The sequence below is a fragment of the Psychrobacter sp. BF1 genome (assembly GCF_019279065.1).
GTDB classification, from domain to species: domain Bacteria; phylum Pseudomonadota; class Gammaproteobacteria; order Pseudomonadales; family Moraxellaceae; genus Psychrobacter; species Psychrobacter urativorans.
The window spans coordinates 107,247-128,991 of sequence record NZ_JAGYWV010000002.1; the positions used below are offsets into that span (position 1 = coordinate 107,247).

Here is a 21,745-nt window from a genome sequence, read left to right on the forward strand (position 1 = left end):
GTGCGCAGACTTCAGTTTCTACAAACTAATCCCTTGGCTCAACAGAACATCAAGCAATATAAAACCTGACGCCATCAAAGCTGTAATAAGATTTTTACTTTGTAACAGGGTCTTCATTAACTCTTTACTCGCTTAGCCCACCATTTCAATATGAGTACCAGCATGGCAACAGTATAAAGCAGCCAAACACCCCCTTTTAATAAGTCGATAACTATAAACGGGGATTTTGATATTTCGCTTAAATCAGTTGCCGATATATTTTTTGCATAGCTTTGGGCGACAAGGCCTAAGAAGAAATAGAGAGCAGCTGCAATAAAAGTCGTCAAAATTAATGCTATAACAAATCTTTTGTCATTTCTATGCATAATTTTTGTCCTTGTAAGAATTACTTAAGAGCACGTTGCTACTCAGATTTCAGCTTATAACATGCTCACAGTATGCCAGTCTAAATCATCCCAAGACCACTCAACAATAACTGACCACCTGCAAACACTAACAACACACCAAAAGCACGTTTTAGCATTAACGCTGGTAGTTTATAAGCCAGTTTTGCGCCTACTTTGGCCATAATAAAACTGATGACCGAAATACATAAGAAGCCGCTGATATGCACGAAACCGATAGTACCCTCTGGTAAGTTTTCTACGTTCTGACCGAACCAAGCAAAGCCTAATGCTCCCGCAATTGCGATCGGCAAACCGCAAGCAGCAGCTGTCCCTACGGACTGCTTCATAGTCAGCCCTGCCCAGTTTAAGAATGGCACCGTCAAGCTACCACCACCAATACCGAAAATAGAGGACGCTAAGCCAATACCTGTACCAGCACCGAATTGCACCCCAGTCGAAGGTAAAGGTTTGCCCAATTGTTCTTTATTAGAGAAGAACAGCATTTTTATAGCTACTAATAAGGCACCGCCACCAATGATGGCTTTTAAGGCTTGCCCATCAATCGACTCTGCCACTGCTGCTCCTATTAAGCTACCAATTACCAAACCTAGTCCCATCTTGCGCCAAATATCCCAGCGCACGCCGCCACGTTTATTATGGGCGGTCATAGAGCTAATTGAGGTAATAACAATAGTCGCTAGTGAAGTACCAATCGCCAAATGAGTAACGACTTCAGCAGGAAAATGGTAAGCCGTAAAAATCCATACTAAAGCTGGCACAATAATCATGCCGCCACCCACCCCGAACAATCCAGCACAAACTCCTGCGAATGCACCTGCAATGACAAACCATACGTATAACATCATCAAATTGACCTTTTATCGAGCTTATTTTTATATCATAATAGTTAGCATGTCAGTGGCACTATGACTATTAGCATCAACACTAGCAATCATCAGTTAGGATTTCTCATCACTTACCTTATTTGTAAGCTGAGGAATTAACGGATAACACGCCTAAGTATAACAAAGATTTTAATAACCACATCGACTAAACTTATGTCATTAACCAATAGTCCTAATAGCCTATTAAGCTTCAATCATCGCCATGTTATCAGTAGTGTTTCAACCAATAGCGAACTAATAGACGCCATCAAGAACACTAGTCTCGCTGCCGATGAGCTGCACTTACTCACTGCTGAAACCCAGAGTGCTGGGCGTGGACAACGTGGCCGCTCTTGGCAGTCGCCACTAGGTAATGTTTATCTGTCGCTGTATCATCCAGTGACTATGCCGGTCAGTGGCTTGTTGTCCTTGATCATCGGTGTTGAGTTAGCAAAAATGCCTGTTATCGATGAGTTAAATAAGCAACTAAATGCCCAAGGCCTGAACCCTATCGGGGTAAAATGGGCTAATGATTTAGGCTTTTATAAGACCTCGCCTTTGTCAGATAAACCAGCAGAGGGAAATATAGGCTATCAAATAAACCAGCAAACAGATCTCAATGCCAATAATAGCTCTCATACAAGTGAAAATACTGACCAGCAGATTATCTATTTTAATAAGCTTGCAGGTATTTTAATCGAACCAGTATGGTGCGCAAGCAAACTAGTTGGAGTAGTCATGGGTGTTGGTCTGAACGTACAAGCCACACCAACGCTGACTGCTCAAACTTGTGAAGGTATGAGCTATCAGGCCTTAAGCTTGCAAGATATTTATCAGCAGCTGGAGCCAATAGGGGCAGCTCCTCTACCTAAGTTATCGAGCCTTTATCAGCAAATAACTAATGCTTTAATAGCATCGATCAGCTGTTTTCACTCAGTGATGATTGAAAAATTATCGGTAGAAGTTACTGCTGCCAATGATTTTATGCAGCAATTTAATACGCTGGATGCCTTAGCAGGGCTACGTTTACAAGTCACTCAAAACCATAATGGCCAATCTCAGATCATAACCGGCACTGCTTGTGGCATTGATGCTCAAGGGTGTTTGCAATTACGTCAAGATAACGGTAAGCTTGCCGCGCTTTTTACTGGTCGTATTGACGTTATTGGCAAGTATTAAACGCTATATGACCATCAGATTTAATTTGCTAAAAGTGTCGAAAGTGGCATGATTATTGATACAAACACAAAGTTAATCTAGCCCTGCAAGCGCTTAGTAGTTGCTTGTTCACCGATTCTTATAAATTGCTTTACTGCAGTTGCTCATAAATTGATTTAGCGTATAAAAGGATACTTATGCTCTGGCTTGACCTAGGCAATACCCGACTTAAATATTGGCTGACCGATGATATCGGACAAATCGTCTCACATGATGCCAAGCAGCACTTGCAAGCACCAGCCGAATTGCTTATGGGTCTGACCGACCGTTTTGCGCATTACGCTCCTGACTTTATCGGTATCTCATCGGTACTAGGTGACGAGTTAAATGGCAAAGTATCAGAAACCTTGGGTCGATTAAACATCCCCTTTGCCTTTGTCAATGTTGATGCTGCGCATCCGCTAATGCACAGTGTTTATAATCCTCATCAACTGGGTTGCGACCGTTGGTTGCAGATGCTGGGGGCAGTAGATAAAAAGAAACGCCAATGTGTGATAGGGTGCGGTACCGCAGTAACTATAGATTTGATTGACCATGCCGAGCACTTAGGCGGCTATATCTTCCCTAGTATCTACTTGCAACGTGAGTCACTGTTTTCAGGGACTAAGCAGATCACTATCTCTAACGGTACTTTTGATAGCATTGCTCAAGGTGTCAATACCCAAGATGCCGTACATCGCGGTATTCTACTATCTATCGTTGGTGCTATTAATGAAATCAGTCGTCGTCATCCGAACTTTGAGCTCATTATGACTGGCGGTGACGCTCGCATGATCGCCCAACACCTCAGCCGTTCGGTACGTATGCGTGATGATTTATTATTAAACGGTTTGGCACGATATTTTGACAACAGTAAGCAACTAAGCAACTAAGCAACTAAGCAACTAAGCAACTAAGCAACTAAGCAACTAAGCAACTAAAAAAGCCAACCCTACCGTTTATAAAAATTTATAACCGATAGGGTTGGCTTTTAAAACAGAATTGGCTTATAGCTTTATAGTTAGCCCATTAACCCCTATGCCTTAGCAGGAGCAGGCGCTTTGATAGTCGCCACTGCGCTGACTTCATTATTATCATTAAGCAGTTCCATCACTAGCTCATCATCGGTTTCAGTTGTTATCTGCCAATTGCCATCGCTACGAGGTATACCTGTCACCATCACTGAAATGGCTTTATTTTTTAGGCGGATCATCGGTGGTTTATGATCATAACCATCATGACTGATTCCCAAGATATCATCAGCGATAGTGGTCGCTTGCGCGCGCAGCGGAGCGACATAACGACAAGGCACCCCATCGATAGACATACAGTCACCAATCGCATAAATATTAGCCTGATTAGTACGCAAGGTTGGCGCATCAACCACAATACCAGTACGTGGGTTGAATTCGATACCAGCAGCAGCAGGTAAAGTATCGTCTACCACTAGACCAGTACTAGCAATCACATGATCGACGATAAGCGTAGACGATTGCGGTGATTCGATATCACCCTCTGAGGCTAACGGCTTATAGCTAATTTCAAGCTGCTGATCGTGGCGAGTCACACTCGTCACTAGATAACCCCCTAGGAATTGAATACCTTGCGATTCGACGGCTTTAGCAATACGTGCTGTCGCTTTTGCCGGTAGCATCTGGGCTAATGGCGCATCATTCAAGTCAATCAAAGTTATCTTATGACCCGCTTTTAGTAAGTCCTCAGCGATTTCAGTACCGACCATACCCGCACCAACGATTGCGACATGCTGACTGCCAGTTGCTAGCTTTTGTTGCAGCTGCCCAAAGCGCTCAATATGATTGACGTGCCATACCAAATCTTGCGGTAAGCTTTTTGGGAAAATAGGATGCGCACCCATGGCTAACACTAACTTGTCATAGCTGATAGTGGCATAAGCTGTATTGGCTGGATCTGAGCGATTAGTAGATACTAGCTGTAACTGTTGGCTCACTGCGTCAATGTCGCTGACATCAGTATTGGCCATCAAAGTAACCTCTGCCGCTATTGCTGCCTCAGCTCCTGTTGCTCGTACTAAGTCGGCTGCACTCTTTTTCTGACTAATAGCCATAGTCAGCATAGGCTTATGATAGCGATCGCCCTTATCACTAGTGATAAGGGTAATAGGAATCTGTTTATCCTTACTACGAATTGCATCGATCACATGCCAGCCAGCTAGACCAGCACCAATAATGACAATACCTGCCGGTTTATTAGAATTTTCTACGCTCATATTAGCTCCGAATAAATTATATATTGTACGTTACGAGTGTTAGCTTTGAATGTGATTTCTGCATGTGAGTTCTGAATATAGGTTATAAAAGATGCTAGCTATTGTAGCAGTAAACGCTGAGCCTACGAAAAAAACCAGCGTCCATAAAAAAGCGCCTTGATTAAAGACGCTTGTTATAAATAATGAGCGAGCTATTAGGCTTAGTCGTTACTTAATTAATGGTTGAGGATTTTAGATAAGAACATTTGCGCACGCTCACTTTTTGCGCCTTCAAAGAACTCATCTTTACTACAATTCTCAACGATGTGCCCTTCATCCATAAAGATAATACGGTTAGCGACTTGGCTAGCGAAGCCCATTTCATGAGTAACACACATCATCGTCATGCCCTCACGAGTCAACTCCACCATCACATCGAGCACTTCTTGAATCATCTCCGGATCTAGCGCCGAGGTTGGCTCATCGAATAACATAGCGATAGGATCCATCGCTAAAGCTCGAGCAATCGCTACTCGTTGCTGCTGGCCACCCGATAGCTCCGCTGGGTATTTTGCCGCTTGCACTGTCAAGCCTACTCGATCTAAATAAGCCATGGCTTTCTTTTTGGCGTCCGCCTCTTTACGGCCTAATACTTTGACTTGTGCTACAGTCAGATTGTCGATAATGGTTAGATGCGGAAACAGTTCAAAATGTTGGAACACCATGCCCACTCGACTACGAAGCTTAGGCAGGTTAGTTTTAGAGGCGCCGACTGAGATATCGTTGACTATAATCTCGCCTTTTTGAAAAGGCTCCAAGCCATTGACTGTCTTAATAAGCGTTGATTTACCACTGCCTGATGGGCCACAGACTACTACTACATCGCCTTTATGAACGTGAGCAGTGCAGTCCGTTAGCACTTGGAAATCACCATACCACTTGCTAACACTGTCCATCTCTATGACCATCTCGCTACTAGCATGACCACTATCGGTGACTAGCCCGCCAAATTCATTTATGAAGGTCTTAGCATCATTCATTACTGTCTCCCAACTTATACATTCATAGATAATGGTCTTGAGCTTAATAAGCGCTCATTAACATTGTTATTTAGGCTTAAAAACTTACAGTCCATTACTAAAACTTATCTTTGAAGCCTATATTTGAAATCTATTCCTAAAACCTCAAACGTTTTTGTACTTGCTGGACGCCGATAGAAGCTCCCAAACTGATAATGAAGTAGATGGCGCCTGCTCCCAGAATATAAGGGGTTAATAAGCCCATTAACTCGCCACGTACATAAGCTGCTCGGAAGAAGTCGGTTAGCCCAATAGCAAATACTAAAGTGGTATCTTGGAATAGAATAATACATTGCTGCAAAATCAATGGCAGCATCTTACGAAAGGCTTGTGGCAGAATGACTAAGCGCATAGTCTGACCATAAGTCATACCTAAGGCTTTGGCCGCATTAACTTGCCCACTACCAATAGACTGGATACCGGCACGTACTACTTCAGAGAAGTAAGCGGCCTCAAACATCATAAAGGCGACAACACAAGAAGCGAAGGCGGCATCTAGTTGCAGATACTTACCCGCTATCCAAAAATAAATCATCGGTACGGCAAAATAGAACCATAATAGAACTAGGAGTAAGGGTACCGACCGAAAGTAGTTAACGTATAACTTAGCAGGAATCTCCAGCGCTTTAATACCCGACAAACGCATTAGAGCTAATAAGGTCCCTAAACTGATACCGCCAATAATGGCCATAAACAGCACTTTCATGGTGGTAATCATACCGCCCATTAAACCGGGATAAGCTGTGGCAAGTTCGGTCATCATACTCATTTTTGACCTCCTGCAATAAGCCCAGGTACGCGCAGTTTGCGCTCAATTAAGCCCATGATAGCAATTAGCGATAAGTTAAATACTAAGTAGATAATAGTAGCGTAAGTATAGATTTCGAGGCTGTTTTGGGTATATTCACTGATGGTTTTGGTTTGGCTGATCAGCTCCATTACCCCCACTAGTGAGGCCACTGAAGCATTCTTAAAGCAGTTAGTGAGCTCAGAGCTTAGCGGTGGAAGGATGACGCGAAAAGCTTGCGGTAGTAACACTTCTTTATAAGCTTGCGGAATAGTAAAGCCTAAGGCGTAAGCGGCATTTATTTGGCCTTCAGGTAGCGACTCAATACCAGTACGTACTTGTTCAACGATACGTGCAGCGGTAAATAGACCTAAACCAATACTCGCTGAGAGCATGGCTGAGGTATTCGGTGACAAGTCTCTAAACCACCACTCTTGCAGTGAGGGGGTTAGCCAACCTGGGGCAACATAAAACCAAAAGAATAACTGCACAAGCAAAGGTATATTACGGAAAAAGGTCACATATGCAGTACCGATGCTACGCGCCGTCTTATTAGGTAAAGTGCGCATAATACCGAAGATAGTACCGATGACCATAGCAATGGCCCAAGCAATACTACCGATCAGCAATAGCCAACCCACACCAGTAATCATCCAATGTAAGTACAGCTCATTACCGATACCGGTATGTTCAAACAACACACCCCAGTTCCAGCTATAATTCATGGTGATCTCTCCGAGCAGCGAACAATGGATACTCAAGCTAGGCTTAGCTTGTGGCTAAACCGAACTTGAGTACTGGCTATAGTGAGGGAGAAATACTCGTTATTGTGCCACAGCTGCTTTTGGCTGATCACTGTCATGCGGATTAGCGATAAGGGCCTTTAAGTTATCTGACATCTCAAACTTAAGGTTAACGTTCTTTGGTGGAATTGGGTTTAAGAACCATTTGTCATAGATGCTAGTGATTTCGCCTGAGCTAAAGGTTTTATTTAGCGCGTCATTCACTACTGTTTTGAATTCAGGATCGCCTTTACGCATCATACAACCATAAATCTCAAATGATTGCGGCGTACCAACAATTACCCACTCATCAGGGTTTTTAGCTTTGGCTTTTTCGCCAGCTAGTAGGACATCATCCATCATAAAGGCATCAGCACGACCATTCTCTAACATCAAGAAGCCTTCGCCATGATCTTTAGCTGAGATAATATCAGCACCTAGTTTTTTCTCATCATTATACTGACGGATATAACGCTCTGAAGTAGTACCAGCAGTAGTAACTAGTCTCTTACCTTTTAAGTCTGCAAAATCTTTGATACCTGAATCAACTTTAGTCAATAGACGAGTACCAATCTCAAAGAAGCCATTCGAGAAAGCCACTTGCTCTTGACGCTCGACATTATTAGTCGTTGAACCACACTCAAAATCAACAGTACCGTTTTGCACTAAAGGAATACGGGTTTGTGAAGTAATCAGGTTATAGCGAACTTTCAAATCTGGCATATTGAGGTTTTCTTTAACGGCCTCAACGATTTTCATTTCTAAATCGTGGGCGTAACCCATCGGCTGCTTAGGGTCATCGGCAATATACGAAAAGGGAATAGAAGAATCGCGATAACCAACGACGATAGTGCCTGACTCTTTGATTTTCTGAAGAGTACCATTAGTATTTGCTGCAGCGTCAGTCTTTGCTGCAGCGTCAACAGGTTTGTCTTCAGTAGCGGTTTGGCTACTGTTGTTACAGCCAGCCAACCCTAGCGCCATAAAAACAGCAACCGTTAAAGGTTTTGCAATTGAATAAGTCATGAGATACATCCTTTTATCACATTATTAAAGTTAAAATTCATTAAAAACAAAAAAATCATCCATTAAAAAAATCCAGCTCAGCAATTACCTCTCTGCTGTTACTGTTAATTATCATAATGCAACTTTATGTTACTGTACAACAATTTTGCATGGGTTAGTAATATTTTTTGAGCCTTTGCTATATTCATCATCAGACTCTTACTAAGGTTTTATTTTTAACTAGCCTATAAACGCTAGCCCCTATTTTTTACTAGTGCTCTTATATTAGATTTTAACGTTAATGAAGGTTGTTTTTTAGATGATCAAAGGGTAGTTATCGTTGATAAATCAGCAATAATCCCCATAAAGACCACAACTTCTCAATACAATAAATGACTTATGACTCAAGATATGCAAACTTCGACAACCGATGCTATTGGCACTGATAACGATGTGCGTCAACGCTTTTTTATCCAAGACTCACCAGTGCGTGGCGATGTAGTACGTTTATCACGTAGTTACGCCAATACTATTGCACAAAAGCCCTACCCTGAAGCCATTAAGCGCTTATTAGGCGAGATGCTCACGGCAGCTAGCCTATTGATAAGCACAGTCAAAATTGACGGGCGCTTATCCATTCAATTACAATCTTCAGACAGCGACAGCTTGCTCAATTGGGCGATGGCAGAATGTGATCAAAACGGTGTTATCCGTGGTCTTGCCAGCTGGAAAGCGGATAGTGATGAACAACTGCACGCTTGGGATATTATGACTACTGCTAACCAAGCTTTTGCAGAGCTTGGCGCGGCTGGCGAAGGGGTATTATTTATTAATATTCAGCCTGAAAAAGGGGAATCTTACCAAGGTATCGTCGAGCGTAGTCATGATAATTTAGCCGACTGCCTAGCCCATTATCAAAAACAATCAGCGCAGATTCCAACTTTGATTAACTTGGCTTCTGATGGCTTGCAAGCAGGTGGTATCTTAGTACAGCTGTTGCCACGTCGTGATGATGATGAACAAGAAAAAGTCGATACCGATTTATGGCCACGTTTATCAGTACTAACTCGTACTATTAAGCCTGCCGAGTTAACCTCATTACCGGCTACTGAACTGCTTTATCGCTTGTATAATGAAGAAGAGGTAGTATTACCAGAAGCCAAAGCGCTAACGTTTGGCTGTACTTGTTCTAGAGAAAAATGTGAAACAGCTATATTGCAAATCGGTCAAGATGAAATGCTCGATATCTGTGATGAACAAGGCGGACAATTTGAGATGGACTGTGGCTTTTGTGGCGAGATTTATCGGTTCGATAAAGATGACGTAGCTAGTATCTTTGTTGAATAGGATGAGTTAATCGCTCTCAAAATTTTTTATTAGCTAATAAAAAACCCTCAAGTTTGCTGCTTGAGGGTTTTTTCGTTGAGAACTTATAGAAACCGCTAGTCTACAAGCTGGCTTAAGATTTTAGCTATGAGAAATGTTTAAACAGTTTAGTGTTCCTAAGAACAGCCCTCTGCTGCCTTTAACTCCTCATCATAACCTACTCTTATATCCTGCACTCTACCTTGATCAATTTCGTACAGCGTACCTATTTTGCTGCCATCATCATTCCAATAGATAATGACAGGTTGACCTGTATAACTATTTGGATACACCTCAGGACTCTGATTGGCATGTTTGGCATATACCTTCTGCTCTGCATCGCCCACTTTTATTCCTGTATAAGATTTAAAGCCTGAGTCACCAACATAAATAGCCGCTACCTTATTATCGATAATATATAAATCTAACAAGCTCTCAGGATGATTTTTGGCTTTGGCAAAGAAGCAATAATCTACTTCGGGGTTTCTACTATCAGCGATTTCTACAAATAACTGCTCATCATAAGGCTGATTGATAAAAATATTAGCAACACCATCTTTAGTTAACTTAAAGTCAGAGGAAGAAAGATTAGCTTTGGTTGCTGCAACTTTTCGGGGATTGTCTGTCAAATCCTCGACTAACAACCACCCCAATTTAGTATTATTTTTATAGCTTACGTATAGCCAGTTATCCTCAACTCGTAGTGGCTTAATGGCGTCACCTTTTATAAAATAAGCAGCCGTCTTAGCAGATTTTGACTTACTCTCATAGATAAAGGCTCGCTCGTTTATGACCGTATATTCTGTAGCCACAACCTCACTATTCTTAGTCAAAACTCTATCTTTTGGCAGCGCCACTGTCATCTCTTTAGGATAGTCTAATAACTGCCAAACTAAACTATTATTGTCGAATTTTAAGCTAGCAGTTACTTTCATATTATCAAAAGAGCTATTAAAACTGATTAAGTATTCATCATTCTGCTGTCTGTTACCAACAAAATCATTATCACAATCTATTTTTCTACCATAGTTACTGACGTAGCAGTAGCTGCCAGCAATATGCGTAGTGCTTAACTGCCTTATATCCAGAGAAAGCACTGACAAAGGCTTGTTATCTTGGTCGAATTGCTCAGCAGACCAAGATCCTAGCCGACTAGTATTTATACTGGCAGCTTGCTTAGGATCATTGATAGCTTGGTTAGAATCACTAATAGCTTGGTTATCGTTAATAGCTTGTTGATCATCAGCACTGCTACCCTGCTGGGCTTGACAGCCAAGCTGTACTAACAATAGCGCCGCCATCATCATGGCTCTACTAGTTACTTTGTTAATGCTGATTTTATTAATGGTTGCTCTATTAATAATTATCATAATTACCTCTGCCTAGTAGGTAAATCCTTTATCAACTAATAAGTGGCTTGCTAACTTATCTTCTGCTAAGCACCGCACTTTTTAAAAATAATCTAGACGTTAAAGACTACTCTAGTTAAATTAATACCTTATCTAAATCACTACTCTGTCTAAACCACTACTCTGTCTAAACCACCACATCTAAATCATTAGGATAAGAGTAGATACGAGTTCTTAGCGCCTGATACATCTGATTAAGATCGCTTTGACCATTATCTAATAGCCAAATAGCGACTTGCTCATGGACGCGTTGATTGTAGATCAAATTATAATGGCTCACTCCATAGAAGATAGCTTTGTGACCTTCTGGCACGATCAAGGTATGTTCACCAGCATCCTCACCTAAGGCCGATTCTACGGTTACTAAGCCATCACCTAATAGGCTTGCAGCTTTAGAATCGTAGTGGCCCTCGACTAAAGTACCTGCTACGAAATAGCTGCGCACGTGTAAAGGCAGGCGTGCAGGATGACGAAACTCTTGCGGCAACACACTGCGACCGGGTAACGAATTCCAGTCGGCATCACGAACGCTACCATAGCGTAAATCTAGAATACCAGCACTGCGTAAATCGCCCAGCTTAGCTAAGGATCCAGCAAAAGGTAGCTTACCGATCATGTCCTGCACAAAAACCCCAATGCGCTCTAAGCTTGCGCCATGATGCGGTGAGCCCAAAGTGACTAGATTACCCACTCGCTGTACCCAGTGATTACCTTGTTCTTTACCATAAAACAGCGCACTACGAGCAACCAATCCGCCCATACTATGCCCGATCAAATCAATTTGTGAGATATCAGGATTATCATCGACCAAATTCTGTAGCATGTTAGAGAAACTGCGCCCATTACTAGAGATACGGCGTCCAGTATTATAGTTAAGGTATAAGATAGTAGCGTTGGGCTGACTGTCTATGAGCGCTTCACCTAGACTATTATTATGAGCAACGTTCCAACTTAAATGACTCATACACAGTCCATGACAGAGAATAATCACTCGACCTGACAGGGTTTCGCGCTGCAGATAATTCTTACTATCATACAGATCCATAGGAATAGCGAGAGGGTTTTTGTGAGTGACTAAATGATCCCCCATTACCCCGTTTAGGATATTAACTAGCCGTCTCAGACTTCTAGGAAGCCGTTGGATGTTTTTTTGCTTAGTCATGTTGTTGTATAGCCATAACCCGGTAGTCAAGTTATTACCAACCACTGAGGTAATATAGCGTACGGTACCGTAAATACGGCCAGTAATACCACGCTGCCACTTGCTCAAGTTACCTTCATTAAAGCGACCAATAGGTCGTAAGATAACTTCCCGATGAATCGCTTCTACAATATCAGTGATTTCAACTACACCCATAGTAGCCAACTGAGCTAATCCCTCGAACACATCACTCAAAGAAGTAGGTCCCTGATGGCCTAGCGGGTCTCTATCCTCTGTCGTTGGTCGATCGACATGAATGTAGTCAAGATCGGCTAACTGCTCATACACATCGCTCGGGGGATATTTGTCAGTATTTAAATTAGTAGCGGTGTCGACATCAGGTTTTGCACTGATATCAGAGCTGGAGAGATCATAAAAGGTCACGAATGACTCTGGACTGGGCATAGTTCTATGTATTCTATGATAAAGATGGGATCATCTTAGCCTTTAAATTTACTAAACAAAAGAAGATGATTTGACTCTTAAGTAATTTTGTCATTAATAGGCTAATCAATTGATAATTTTTGCCACTAGCTCAGCCTATTTGGCTTGGCGATAAACTATAAGTCATATAACAAAAAATCCTAGGCAAAAACCTAGGATTCGATACAACGAATTTTATGCGGATAATTGCTTATGAAGAGAATTTATTGTACTTGCGCTTGCCACTGATGCCCAGCTAAAACCAGCTTTAGCTCATCACCAGCCTGCAATATACCAACACCACTTGGTGTACCCGTCATAATGACATCACCGGCTTGCAGACTAAAAGCGTGGCTAATGTCCGCCAGCAATTCATATACTGAAAATAGCATCAAAGCGCTATCACCGTCTTGCTTGAGCTCATCATTGATATACAGCTGATAATGTACTGCAGTTAAGTCGCCAAACGCTCGCGCATCAATCCAGTCTGCGAGTACACAAGACCCGTCGAAGCATTTAGCACGCTCCCACGGCTGGCCTTTATCCTTTAATTTACTTTGCAAATCACGTAAGGTCAAATCCAGCCCTAAAGTCACATTACCAACCGCTTGCTGCGCTTGCTCAACCGTCGCAGCACACAAGTCAGCCGTTAACTGAATACATAATTCTGCCTCGTAATGAGTTTCGCCGTAGCGGCTAGTATCAGGCCGGACAATTTTATTAGCAGTAGCGGTATTACTAATAGTCACGATACCAGAGGCCGGCTTCATAAATAATAGCGGTGTACTAGGCACTTCATTACCCAATTCACGTGCATGAGCCACATAATTACGACCAACACAGACAACTTTGCCAATGGCTAAAGGCTTTAACGATGCAGAATTCATAACAGGAGCTCACTATAGAATTAAGGGTTAACGGTTACTTTTTCGATAACTATTTTACAGCTACTTTTTAGATAACTATTTCATAGTTATTTTCTTACTGCTGCATAACGTTTAGCAATCAATAAATAGCTATTTAAACTTAGCTTCATCTATAAATCGATATTTTGCTGGTTTATTTTTCTTCTCATCACCTTCATCGGCGGTAAATAGTAGTTTAGCTACCCCATTCACTTTGACAGAGTCGATCCCTTCGATGTTCTTCATATCCGACAGCTCAGGTAAATCTATGGCGATAGGCGCCTCTTTAGGATTGCCGCTCCAAGTCCATATCTTAGAGTAGTCTTTGCCTTTTTCATTTTGTACTTCGTTAGCGATGACATACTTATTTAGAGCCGTACTAAAATGTAATGAGCGAATACCGCCACCATCTAAGTCAAGAAAGATAGGCTTAGCAAATATTGGCGCAGCTTGGTCATCAAATACCGCATTTGGATTAGCAATCGACACTACAATAGCTAACTTCCCTGCCAGTGGCGCACGCAAGCCAAGCATCAGATCATCAGCCTTATGATTATAAGTTAAGCCTTCAATATTCAATTCATTAAAATCAGGCTCTTTGTTAGTTTCGGCTTTTATTGCTGCTGCTAGCTCCTTAGATTTAGTCAAATCATCACGTAAGGTAGTAATACTGGCAATGTCAGCAACATCGTCACCTTTAATTCGAAAACGCAGTAACTGCTCGCGATTCGGATCACGGTCGCCATTTTTTCGCAATGAATGCGATGTAGTTGCATAAACAAAGCCTTCATGGTCAGCCGTTAAGCCCTCTAAATCATCAAGCTTACGCTCAAACCCTTCAGTCAATCTAAGGTTGGCAGCTTTGTTCTCAACTAAGCCCCCATTAGATGATATAGTCAAAATATTCATCGCTCGATGTTCTTCATCTTCGACCAATAGCACTCTGCCATCATTAAGCTGGAACACTGCTGAGGGCTCGTAAATATCATTAAAAATCCCCATGCCATCTTTGCTCAAACTCGGCGTCGCCTCGGCAGTAGGATAGAACAACAGTAAGGAGCCAGCTGCAGTGGCAGCCAATGCTGTAGTTAATAGACCTAAACGAAGATTCGAGGAAATACGACTTGGTAATATGTTCATAATACTTTCTCATGAGAGGGTTAACTGTGTAACAGTATAGGTAATAATAAAATAGTGAATTAAATAATAAAATAAATAGTATCGCTGATGATTAGCTACTAAGCTCACCTTGTTAAAGCCACAGCTATAATTAGGTTAACTAATAGCCGTAGCTCAGACTAGACAACATTTATTGGGTAAATTTCTTATAATCTAACATCATATATCTGGCGTGAATGCCCTTTTTAGCATCGCCTTCATCAGCCATGAATAACATTTTGATAGTACCGTTAGCAGTGATTGAATCAACCGCTTCAATATTTTGAAGCGCTGCTAACTCAGGGGTAGCCACTTTAACAGGCTTGTCTTCACGGTTACCGGTCCATGTCCAAATTTGCGCTTCTTTATTACCTGCTGGATCATTGATTTCATTGGCGATAACGAATACTGCTAATACTGGATCGAAATATAGAGAACGAATACCACCGCCATTCAGATCCAAAAAAATAGGCTGATCAAATACTGGAGCCACTTTATCGGTAAACATCTGATTTGAGTTAGTAATAGGTATAATGACAGATAGCTTGCCAGCCATAGGTGCCCGCAAGCCTAGCATTAGAGAGTTTTTGCTATCGTCATAAGCTAAGCCTTCGATATCTAGCTTATCAAAATTAGCCTTAGTATTCAGTCGTGCCTTAAAGGCAGCCTCCAGCACTGGCGACTTCATTAAGCTATCACGTAAATTACTGATGTTAGAGATATCACCGGCGATGTTACCGTTAACCCGAAAGCGTATTAGCTGTTCGCGATTAGGATCACGTTTACCATTCGTATCAGACGAATGCGAGGTAGCCGCATAAATAAAACCTTTGTCATCAGCGGCTAGGCCTTCTAAATCATTGAGCTTACGACCGAAGCTACGCGTCAACTGTAGACTAGCTACTGCATTTTCACTCAAGCTACCATCAGGCGCTATAGTCATAAGATTCATTGCGCGCTGCTCTTCATCCTCAATTACCAACACTCGACCATCGGGCAACTGTTGCACCGCTGATGGCTCAAAGACCCCAGTCAAAGTACCCATGCCTGTTTGATCTAGCTGTGGGGGAACGTCAGCACCTACTCCTGGATAAAAGAATAGCATTGCTTTTAGTAGGATAGAAGCCAATACGGAAGCCAGCATACCCCAACGGAATAAGCTATAAGAGATGTTGAGCATTTTAAAGTTGTGTGCTGCTATTTGACCGAGCCAGTAGAGCTGATCACTCATTGCATGATAAGTCTCATCACGATCACGCATCAGTATCTGCATGCGCTCCCAGTACTCTTCACGCGACAATTGCATACGGTCTTTATTAATCAGTGGATTGATATCGCCGTTCAACGAAGTTCGATTGGCTAGTGCCAAGTATTGCTTTAAATCACGAAAATGTGCTTCACGCTTAATAAAGGCTTTTAACCAATTAGAAAAACCTTTGAAGAATTGTGATTTTTCCGGTGAGGCGGCGAGTATAGCGAAGAATATTGAAGCGGCAGCAGTAAACATAAACATCCCAGCTGGGATCAAAAACGCTGCTGAGGACACAAAGATAAAGGCGCCTGAAATCATCAAAGCTGAGATGATAATACCGTTGAGCGAGATCATGATATTGGCTTTGGTGGCCGCTAAGGCGATCAAATCCAGCTCAGTACGTAAGGCGTTGCGAAACATAGTTTCGACAGCTTTTGAAGTGCCCAGTAAGGGTTTAGCATCCGTTTCTAAGGCTTTATCAAAGTTAATAGCTACTGGGGTTACTAATTCAGGTTTATCTTTTTTCTTTTTTTTCTTCTTTTTAATAAGATCTTTACTTAGCAACTCCTCTAAGCCATTATCAACATCTTTTGCTAGATGATAGTTTAAGTCACTATCTAACCTCTTATCTAGGCTATTGCCTAAGTCGGCAGTTAAATGTTGGAGAGGATAACCTGCTACTTTTTTGCCTATACCTTTCTCTAACAACTGGTATGAATTTTCGCTCAAATCTTTATCAAACAGTACATTGGAATTTCTATTCAAAATCTACCTACTTTTTCATATAAAAATATTTAAAATAATTACCCGGCCTACTAAATCTTAGGCTCTATTAAGCTAATAAGGCCTTAAGTATTTTTAAGGCCTTATTTTTGATACATCGTATGTTTTTTTACTTATGATTACTATTGTAATAGATATGTCAATAAGTTACGGAATAGTATGAGTGGTCACATCAGGTGGCACATAAGTCATATAGCGATTCATATGCTTCTCGAACAGTCTAAAAATAAACAATATTACCCAAGTTAATAATAAATAGACGATACCCGCGGCAAAGAACATTTCAATTGAAGTGTAAGTTTTCGAAATAACTGTTCGTGTCTCGCCCATGATATCCATCAAAGCAATAGTTGAGGCTAAGGCACTACCTTTGAGCATAAAAATAACTTCGTTGCTATAAGCAGGAATAACGATACCAAAAGCCCGTGGTAAGGTGATACGAGTCAGCTTTTGCCACTTGGACATACCGATAGCGTCAGCTGCTTCAAGCTCGCCAACCGGAATAGCTTGAATAGCCCCACGAATGATTTCTGCCAAATAAGCGCTAGTATTCATAGTAAAAGCGATGATAGCGCACCAGTAGGCTTGACTCAGTACCGGTTCCCATAGAAATGAGCTACGTACGGCTTCAAACTGACCAAGACCGTAGTAGATCAAAAATATTTGTACTAATAGCGGCGTGCCACGAAAAAAGAAGATATAACAAAAAGGGAGTAGTTGTACCATCCAGCTTTTAGACAAGCGCAACAGTGCCAGTACTATACCAAAGAACAAACCAATAATACCGGAGATAACAACCATCTTTGCAGTCAATACTGCACCATCTAACAAAACTGGGATACTCTCAAAAATAACCTGCCAATTCCAATCCATGAGCTTCTCCCCCTACCCTTTGATTGATTGATTGGTTATTGATTGACGACTCAGCTTTTTAGCATAACGAGCAGCAGGATTCGCGCGCCACTCAAGCCACATCATAAAGCCAGTAATCAACATTGTTAAACCCAAGTAAATAATCGCCGCTGCCATATAAAAGGTAAACGGCTGCTGAGTGGACTGTGCGGCACGTGAGGATTGATACATAATATCTTTGAGACCAACTACTGAGACTAAAGCTGTATCTTTGAGTAAGACTAGGAATAAGTTGCCAAGCCCAGGCAACGCAATCTGCCATACTTGCGGTAAAGTAATACGATAAAATATCTGCAAAGGACGCAGACCAATCGCTTGTGCTGCCTCGCTTTGACCCACAGGGATCTCTTGGATCGACATGCGAAAGATTTCGGTCGCATAAGCACCGAAAGCAATAGACAAGGCCATGACTCCAGCCCAAAAAGCACTGATTTCGACATAGTCAGTATAACCGAACTTTTTGAGGACGCTCATCAGTAAGATAGAGCCACCATAATAGATAAATAGTACTAGTAGCAGCTCAGGGATACCACGCATTATCCCTGTATATAGAAGGGCAAGTTTACGCAGTAGCCAAACGTTAGATAACTTAGCAGTAGCACCTAGCAACCCTAATAACATACCGATGACTAGGCTGGCCATAGCAATCTTAATGGTGACGGTTGCGCCGCTTAGTAATAGCGCGCCAAATCCTTGTAAATCAAACACTAGGGCTCACTCATTCTTTTTAGATGGGGACGTACTAAACGCCCTAACAAGTTAATAAAATAATGGTCAAAACAATCAGTGATCGGTTCGCTCATTGCAGATATAGCAATGAGCGCTGATTTTATCATATCCAACAGCATTGATGTTTAATCACAAAAATAAAAGCCATAATCAGCAAAAAACGTCTCTTTGCCTAAAGGTTTTATATTGCTAATAGTACTACGGCTTTATCTTGCTAACGCCAATCTGCAATAGCCCGTTAAAGGCGAAGCTAAAAAAGCGAAAAGGATAACACCATTACAGTGATATCCCAAATTTTACTTCTAAATTATTCGAGGGTTACTGGGCTTTGCTATCAGCAGTACTAACTTCCGGCTTTGCTGCTGCTGCGGTTGCTGGTTCACCGCCTACAGCACTAGTAGCGGCTGGTACTGAAAAATATCTTTTATTAAGATCATCATAAACACCATTAGCTTTTATATTGGCTAAGGCTTTATTGAGCTTAGCTTGTAGCTCATCGCCCGGACGTACAGCAATAGCGAAGTTATCATTAATATCGATCTCATCACCTTTTAGCACATAATTTTTGCCAGAGGTTGAGTTAAGCCACTGTAGCGCTGGTAGCTTATCAGAGATCATCGCATCAACACGATCTGAGCCTAAGTCTAAAAAAGCATTACTCAAAGTATCATAGAGCTTCATTTTGGCTTGTGGATAAGCTTTTTCAAGCCACTGTGATGAAATCGTCGAGCGCTGGGCTGCGATTAGATTTTTATCAATATCCTCAGCGTTGCTAGGATCAAAATTGCTACCTTGCTTAGCCAAAAATACTAAATTATTACTAAAGTAAGGATCAGTAAAGCTGACTTGCTCAGCACGTTCTGGGGTAATCGACATAGCAGCAACGATGGCATCGTATTTACCTGCTTTTAAGCCGGGAATAATACCGTCCCAATCTTGAGCTATAATTTCACAAGTCACTTTCATATCTGCACACAAAGCATTGGCCATTTCGACATCGAAACCGCCAAGCGAGCCATCAGCATTAGTATAGTTAAATGGCGGATAAGCGCCTTCTGTACCAATACGTAGCACTTCATCATGACTAGCAGCAGCATTGTCGCTGCTGTCAGTATTCGCCTCTGTGCCTACTTGTTGATTATTACCACAGCTCGCTAAAGCTAAGCCCGCAGCTAAGGTCAGGATTGTCTTCGATAGGTGGCCTCTGGTTGTGCCCTTGCCACCTAGTAGCTTATTGAAGACTGAAACTTGGCTAGCATTACTGTTGGTCATCATCCTTAATTCCCTTATTAGCTAAGCGTATGAACTGAATAGTTAAAAGTAGTAACTTGGCTTTGACCAATAAATAGGCTATTAGCTACCCGCTACTACAGTGTTAAATCATATTTTTAGCTGATTTTGATATAGCTATTAATGATGCGGCTATTAATTAGTTACTTTAACCGTCTTATCTTCAACGACCGCTTCGGTAGCTGGAGTCACTGAGGTCTGCGCAGCAGCAGTAGTGGTAGTACCGAAATAACTACTAGTGATTTGATCATAAGTACCATTAGCTTTTAGCTCAGCTAAAGCGGTATTGAATTTTGCTACTAGAGCATCGCCTTTACGAAAAGCAATACCCATAGCATCATCATTAGTGCTGATTTCTTGGCCTTTAACTTCGTAGTCCTGACCAGCTGCTGTTTTTAGCCAGTCAATACCAGTGACTTTATCAGACATCATGGCACGGACACGACCTGAGGTTAGATCTAAGTAAGCATTATCTTGCGTATCATAGAGCTTGATATCTGCTTCTGGATGATCGGCTTGCAAGTACTGCGAGGCAATAGTTGCACGCTGTGAGCCGATAGATTGACCTTTTAGGTCTTCAACCCTAATATTATCGCCTTTTTTACCAATTAGCACGATACCACTATAAAAGTACGGATCGCTAAACTCTACCACTTCTTTACGCTCAGGAGTAATCGACATGCCAGCAATAGCAGCATCGAATTTTTGCGCATTTAGGCCAGGAATCAGACCATCCCAGTCTTGAGAAATCACTTCACACTTAGCTTTCATTTGCTCACATAAAGCATCGACTAGCTCGATCTCATAACCGATAAGTTTGCCATCAGCATCAGTATAGCTAAAAGGCTTATAGCTCGATTCGGTAGCGATTTTGATATTCAATGGCGTAGCGTCAGCTGAGGTATCAGTCGCAGCGTTCTCAGTTGGTGTGGCACTATTATTACAGCCAGCCAGCATAAGTACAGCAGCACTCAAAGGTGCCAGCCACATGGCTTTAGTTATTTTTGATGAAGCTATTGAAAGGGCCATAATGTCTATTCCTGTGTTTATCTAGTAGTGGCTAAATTGGCTTATTAGCCAAGGGCTCACTACTGTATAGGGAGTAACTTGATAGGTAAATGACTTAGTAGATCGCAACTTAACAAACCATAACGATTACTAAAAACTATTCACCAAAATTAGCTTGTTCAAGGCGTGCTAACTCACCATTGCTGCGAATCTCAGTCAAAGCCTTGTTGAAGTCTTCTCTTAATGAATCACCTTTGCGTACTGCAATAGCAATATTATCATCGTTATCAATCTCATCGCCTACTATACCGAAGCCTTTAGGATTGTCTTTTAACCATGATTTTGCTGAGACTTTTTCAGCTAATACAGCATTACTACGGCCTGATTTTAGATCCAAATAGGCATTATCGTAATTGTCATATAACTGTACAGTATTGCCGTCTTTGCCTTCATAGTTATCTTGCAAATAAGCACCAGGAGTAGTTGATCGTTGACCACCTAGATTCAGATTTTTAATAGCTAAAGGATTAAAGCTGCCTTTAGTGTCAGTAAGCCATACCATAGTGTTAGCGAAATAAGGTTCGGTAAAGTCAACTTTTTCTTGACGTTCAGGAGTGATCGACATACCAGCAATCACTGCATCATACTTTTGTGCTAATAAGCCTGGAATGATACCGTCCCAATCTTGAGCAACGATTTCACATTTGGCTTGCATTTGCTTACACAGAGCATTAGCTACATCAATGTCATAACCGCCAAGACTACCATCAGCATTAGTGAAGTTAAAAGGAGGATAAGCCCCTTCTGTAGCGATACGAATGGTTTTACCAGCGCTATCAGTAGCAGTAGCGTTAGCATCAGTGTTAGCAGTATCTTGCTGACTACAAGCAGCCAAGGTTATAGCGGCAGTAATAGTCATAGATGACCATAAAAGACGGGAGTTAAACATCATATGTTCCTTAA

At 41.7% G+C, this 21,745-nt stretch carries 20 protein-coding genes; 3 read left to right on the forward strand and 17 right to left on the reverse strand.

Features of this window, described 5'->3' with window-relative positions; genetic code table 11:
• Window positions 1-116 precede the first annotated feature (116 nt).
• Together KZA12_RS03365 and KZA12_RS03370 are read right to left on the reverse strand one after the other, a co-directional pair.
• Window positions 117-365 carry a hypothetical protein gene (locus KZA12_RS03365; protein ID WP_201621814.1) on the reverse strand — a complete coding sequence of 83 codons (249 nt, stop codon included), beginning with the start codon at window positions 363-365 and terminating at the stop codon, window positions 117-119.
• Between the two features lie 80 nt (window positions 366-445).
• Entirely contained in the window at window positions 446-1,249 is an 804-nt protein-coding gene (locus KZA12_RS03370; protein WP_201621955.1) for a sulfite exporter TauE/SafE family protein, read from the reverse strand.
• Between the two features lie 195 nt (window positions 1,250-1,444).
• Here KZA12_RS03370 and KZA12_RS03375 point away from each other — a divergent pair, with 195 nt between their 5' ends.
• Both KZA12_RS03375 and KZA12_RS03380 read left to right on the forward strand, forming a co-directional pair.
• Window positions 1,445-2,449: a biotin--[acetyl-CoA-carboxylase] ligase gene (locus tag KZA12_RS03375; RefSeq protein WP_218689231.1), complete on the forward strand. Its 1,005-nt coding sequence runs from the start codon at window positions 1,445-1,447 to the stop codon at window positions 2,447-2,449.
• A gap of 176 nt (window positions 2,450-2,625) precedes the next feature.
• Window positions 2,626-3,360, forward strand: a complete 735-nt coding sequence (locus tag KZA12_RS03380) for a pantothenate kinase (protein ID WP_218689232.1) — start codon at window positions 2,626-2,628, stop codon at window positions 3,358-3,360.
• Between the two features lie 143 nt (window positions 3,361-3,503).
• Here KZA12_RS03380 and KZA12_RS03385 read toward each other — a convergent pair whose 3' ends face one another.
• From KZA12_RS03385 to KZA12_RS03405, 5 genes are all read right to left on the reverse strand, one after another.
• Entirely contained in the window at window positions 3,504-4,715 is a 1,212-nt protein-coding gene (locus KZA12_RS03385) for an FAD-dependent oxidoreductase (RefSeq protein WP_218689233.1), read from the reverse strand.
• Between the two features lie 215 nt (window positions 4,716-4,930).
• Window positions 4,931-5,662, reverse strand: a complete 732-nt coding sequence (locus tag KZA12_RS03390) for an amino acid ABC transporter ATP-binding protein (RefSeq protein ID WP_218689412.1) — start codon at window positions 5,660-5,662, stop codon at window positions 4,931-4,933.
• Window positions 5,663-5,870: 208 nt separating this feature from the next.
• The gene (locus tag KZA12_RS03395; RefSeq protein WP_201621810.1) at window positions 5,871-6,542 is read right to left on the reverse strand and encodes an ABC transporter permease subunit; all 672 of its coding nucleotides are present in this window, start codon (window positions 6,540-6,542) and stop codon (window positions 5,871-5,873) included.
• A complete protein-coding gene (locus KZA12_RS03400) occupies window positions 6,539-7,285 on the reverse strand; it encodes an amino acid ABC transporter permease (protein WP_201621809.1) in 747 nt (248 codons plus the stop codon). The genes KZA12_RS03395 and KZA12_RS03400 overlap by 4 nt, the downstream gene beginning before the upstream one ends.
• A 99-nt stretch (window positions 7,286-7,384) precedes the next feature.
• Window positions 7,385-8,368: a glutamate/aspartate ABC transporter substrate-binding protein gene (locus KZA12_RS03405; protein WP_218689234.1), complete on the reverse strand. Its 984-nt coding sequence runs from the start codon at window positions 8,366-8,368 to the stop codon at window positions 7,385-7,387.
• Window positions 8,369-8,746: 378 nt separating this feature from the next.
• Between KZA12_RS03405 and KZA12_RS03410 the strand changes: the two genes are divergently transcribed.
• A complete protein-coding gene (locus KZA12_RS03410) occupies window positions 8,747-9,694 on the forward strand; it encodes an Hsp33 family molecular chaperone HslO (RefSeq protein ID WP_218689235.1) in 948 nt (315 codons plus the stop codon).
• Between the two features lie 155 nt (window positions 9,695-9,849).
• Here KZA12_RS03410 and KZA12_RS03415 read toward each other — a convergent pair whose 3' ends face one another.
• From KZA12_RS03415 to KZA12_RS03460, 10 genes are all read right to left on the reverse strand, one after another.
• Window positions 9,850-11,082: a hypothetical protein gene (locus KZA12_RS03415; RefSeq protein WP_218689236.1), complete on the reverse strand. Its 1,233-nt coding sequence runs from the start codon at window positions 11,080-11,082 to the stop codon at window positions 9,850-9,852.
• 166 nt (window positions 11,083-11,248) lie between these two features.
• On the reverse strand, window positions 11,249-12,727 hold the full coding sequence (locus KZA12_RS03420; protein WP_218689237.1) for a GPI inositol-deacylase: 1,479 nt from the start codon (window positions 12,725-12,727) through the stop codon (window positions 11,249-11,251).
• A 242-nt stretch (window positions 12,728-12,969) separates the two neighbouring features.
• A complete protein-coding gene (locus tag KZA12_RS03425; RefSeq protein ID WP_218689238.1) occupies window positions 12,970-13,632 on the reverse strand; it encodes a fumarylacetoacetate hydrolase family protein in 663 nt (220 codons plus the stop codon).
• Window positions 13,633-13,761: 129 nt separating this feature from the next.
• A complete protein-coding gene (locus KZA12_RS03430; RefSeq protein ID WP_218689239.1) occupies window positions 13,762-14,790 on the reverse strand; it encodes a DUF3616 domain-containing protein in 1,029 nt (342 codons plus the stop codon).
• A 169-nt stretch (window positions 14,791-14,959) separates the two neighbouring features.
• Window positions 14,960-16,825, reverse strand: a complete 1,866-nt coding sequence (locus tag KZA12_RS03435; protein ID WP_218689240.1) for a DUF3616 domain-containing protein — start codon at window positions 16,823-16,825, stop codon at window positions 14,960-14,962.
• Window positions 16,826-16,990: 165 nt separating this feature from the next.
• The gene (locus KZA12_RS03440; RefSeq protein ID WP_218689241.1) at window positions 16,991-17,716 is read right to left on the reverse strand and encodes an ABC transporter permease; all 726 of its coding nucleotides are present in this window, start codon (window positions 17,714-17,716) and stop codon (window positions 16,991-16,993) included.
• 12 nt (window positions 17,717-17,728) lie between these two features.
• A complete protein-coding gene (locus KZA12_RS03445) occupies window positions 17,729-18,463 on the reverse strand; it encodes an ABC transporter permease (protein WP_201621800.1) in 735 nt (244 codons plus the stop codon).
• A gap of 339 nt (window positions 18,464-18,802) precedes the next feature.
• Complete coding sequence (locus tag KZA12_RS03450; RefSeq protein ID WP_256932811.1) at window positions 18,803-19,759, reverse strand: ABC transporter substrate-binding protein; 957 nt, start codon at window positions 19,757-19,759, stop codon at window positions 18,803-18,805.
• 150 nt (window positions 19,760-19,909) lie between these two features.
• Window positions 19,910-20,803 carry a transporter substrate-binding domain-containing protein gene (locus KZA12_RS03455; protein ID WP_218689242.1) on the reverse strand — a complete coding sequence of 298 codons (894 nt, stop codon included), beginning with the start codon at window positions 20,801-20,803 and terminating at the stop codon, window positions 19,910-19,912.
• 136 nt (window positions 20,804-20,939) lie between these two features.
• The gene (locus tag KZA12_RS03460) at window positions 20,940-21,734 is read right to left on the reverse strand and encodes a transporter substrate-binding domain-containing protein (protein WP_218689243.1); all 795 of its coding nucleotides are present in this window, start codon (window positions 21,732-21,734) and stop codon (window positions 20,940-20,942) included.
• Window positions 21,735-21,745: the final 11 nt, after the last annotated feature.

Excerpts from the sequence above, each read along its gene's own strand:
- KZA12_RS03365 (WP_201621814.1), bottom strand. The coding sequence starts at position 365 with ATGCATAGAAATGACAAAAGATTTGTTATAGCATTAATTTTGACGACT.
- KZA12_RS03370 (WP_201621955.1), bottom strand. The coding sequence starts at position 1,249 with ATGTTATACGTATGGTTTGTCATTGCAGGTGCATTCGCAGGAGTTTGT.
- KZA12_RS03375 (WP_218689231.1), top strand. The coding sequence starts at position 1,445 with ATGTCATTAACCAATAGTCCTAATAGCCTATTAAGCTTCAATCATCGC.
- KZA12_RS03380 (WP_218689232.1), top strand. The coding sequence starts at position 2,626 with ATGCTCTGGCTTGACCTAGGCAATACCCGACTTAAATATTGGCTGACC.
- KZA12_RS03385 (WP_218689233.1), bottom strand. The coding sequence starts at position 4,715 with ATGAGCGTAGAAAATTCTAATAAACCGGCAGGTATTGTCATTATTGGT.
- KZA12_RS03390 (WP_218689412.1), bottom strand. The coding sequence starts at position 5,662 with ATGGTCATAGAGATGGACAGTGTTAGCAAGTGGTATGGTGATTTCCAA.
- KZA12_RS03395 (WP_201621810.1), bottom strand. The coding sequence starts at position 6,542 with ATGAGTATGATGACCGAACTTGCCACAGCTTATCCCGGTTTAATGGGC.
- KZA12_RS03400 (WP_201621809.1), bottom strand. The coding sequence starts at position 7,285 with ATGAATTATAGCTGGAACTGGGGTGTGTTGTTTGAACATACCGGTATC.
- KZA12_RS03405 (WP_218689234.1), bottom strand. The coding sequence starts at position 8,368 with ATGACTTATTCAATTGCAAAACCTTTAACGGTTGCTGTTTTTATGGCG.
- KZA12_RS03410 (WP_218689235.1), top strand. The coding sequence starts at position 8,747 with ATGACTCAAGATATGCAAACTTCGACAACCGATGCTATTGGCACTGAT.
- KZA12_RS03415 (WP_218689236.1), bottom strand. The coding sequence starts at position 11,082 with ATGATAATTATTAATAGAGCAACCATTAATAAAATCAGCATTAACAAA.
- KZA12_RS03420 (WP_218689237.1), bottom strand. The coding sequence starts at position 12,727 with ATGCCCAGTCCAGAGTCATTCGTGACCTTTTATGATCTCTCCAGCTCT.
- KZA12_RS03425 (WP_218689238.1), bottom strand. The coding sequence starts at position 13,632 with ATGAATTCTGCATCGTTAAAGCCTTTAGCCATTGGCAAAGTTGTCTGT.
- KZA12_RS03430 (WP_218689239.1), bottom strand. The coding sequence starts at position 14,790 with ATGAACATATTACCAAGTCGTATTTCCTCGAATCTTCGTTTAGGTCTA.
- KZA12_RS03440 (WP_218689241.1), bottom strand. The coding sequence starts at position 17,716 with ATGGATTGGAATTGGCAGGTTATTTTTGAGAGTATCCCAGTTTTGTTA.
- KZA12_RS03450 (WP_256932811.1), bottom strand. The coding sequence starts at position 19,759 with ATGATGACCAACAGTAATGCTAGCCAAGTTTCAGTCTTCAATAAGCTA.
- KZA12_RS03455 (WP_218689242.1), bottom strand. The coding sequence starts at position 20,803 with ATGGCCCTTTCAATAGCTTCATCAAAAATAACTAAAGCCATGTGGCTG.
- KZA12_RS03460 (WP_218689243.1), bottom strand. The coding sequence starts at position 21,734 with ATGATGTTTAACTCCCGTCTTTTATGGTCATCTATGACTATTACTGCC.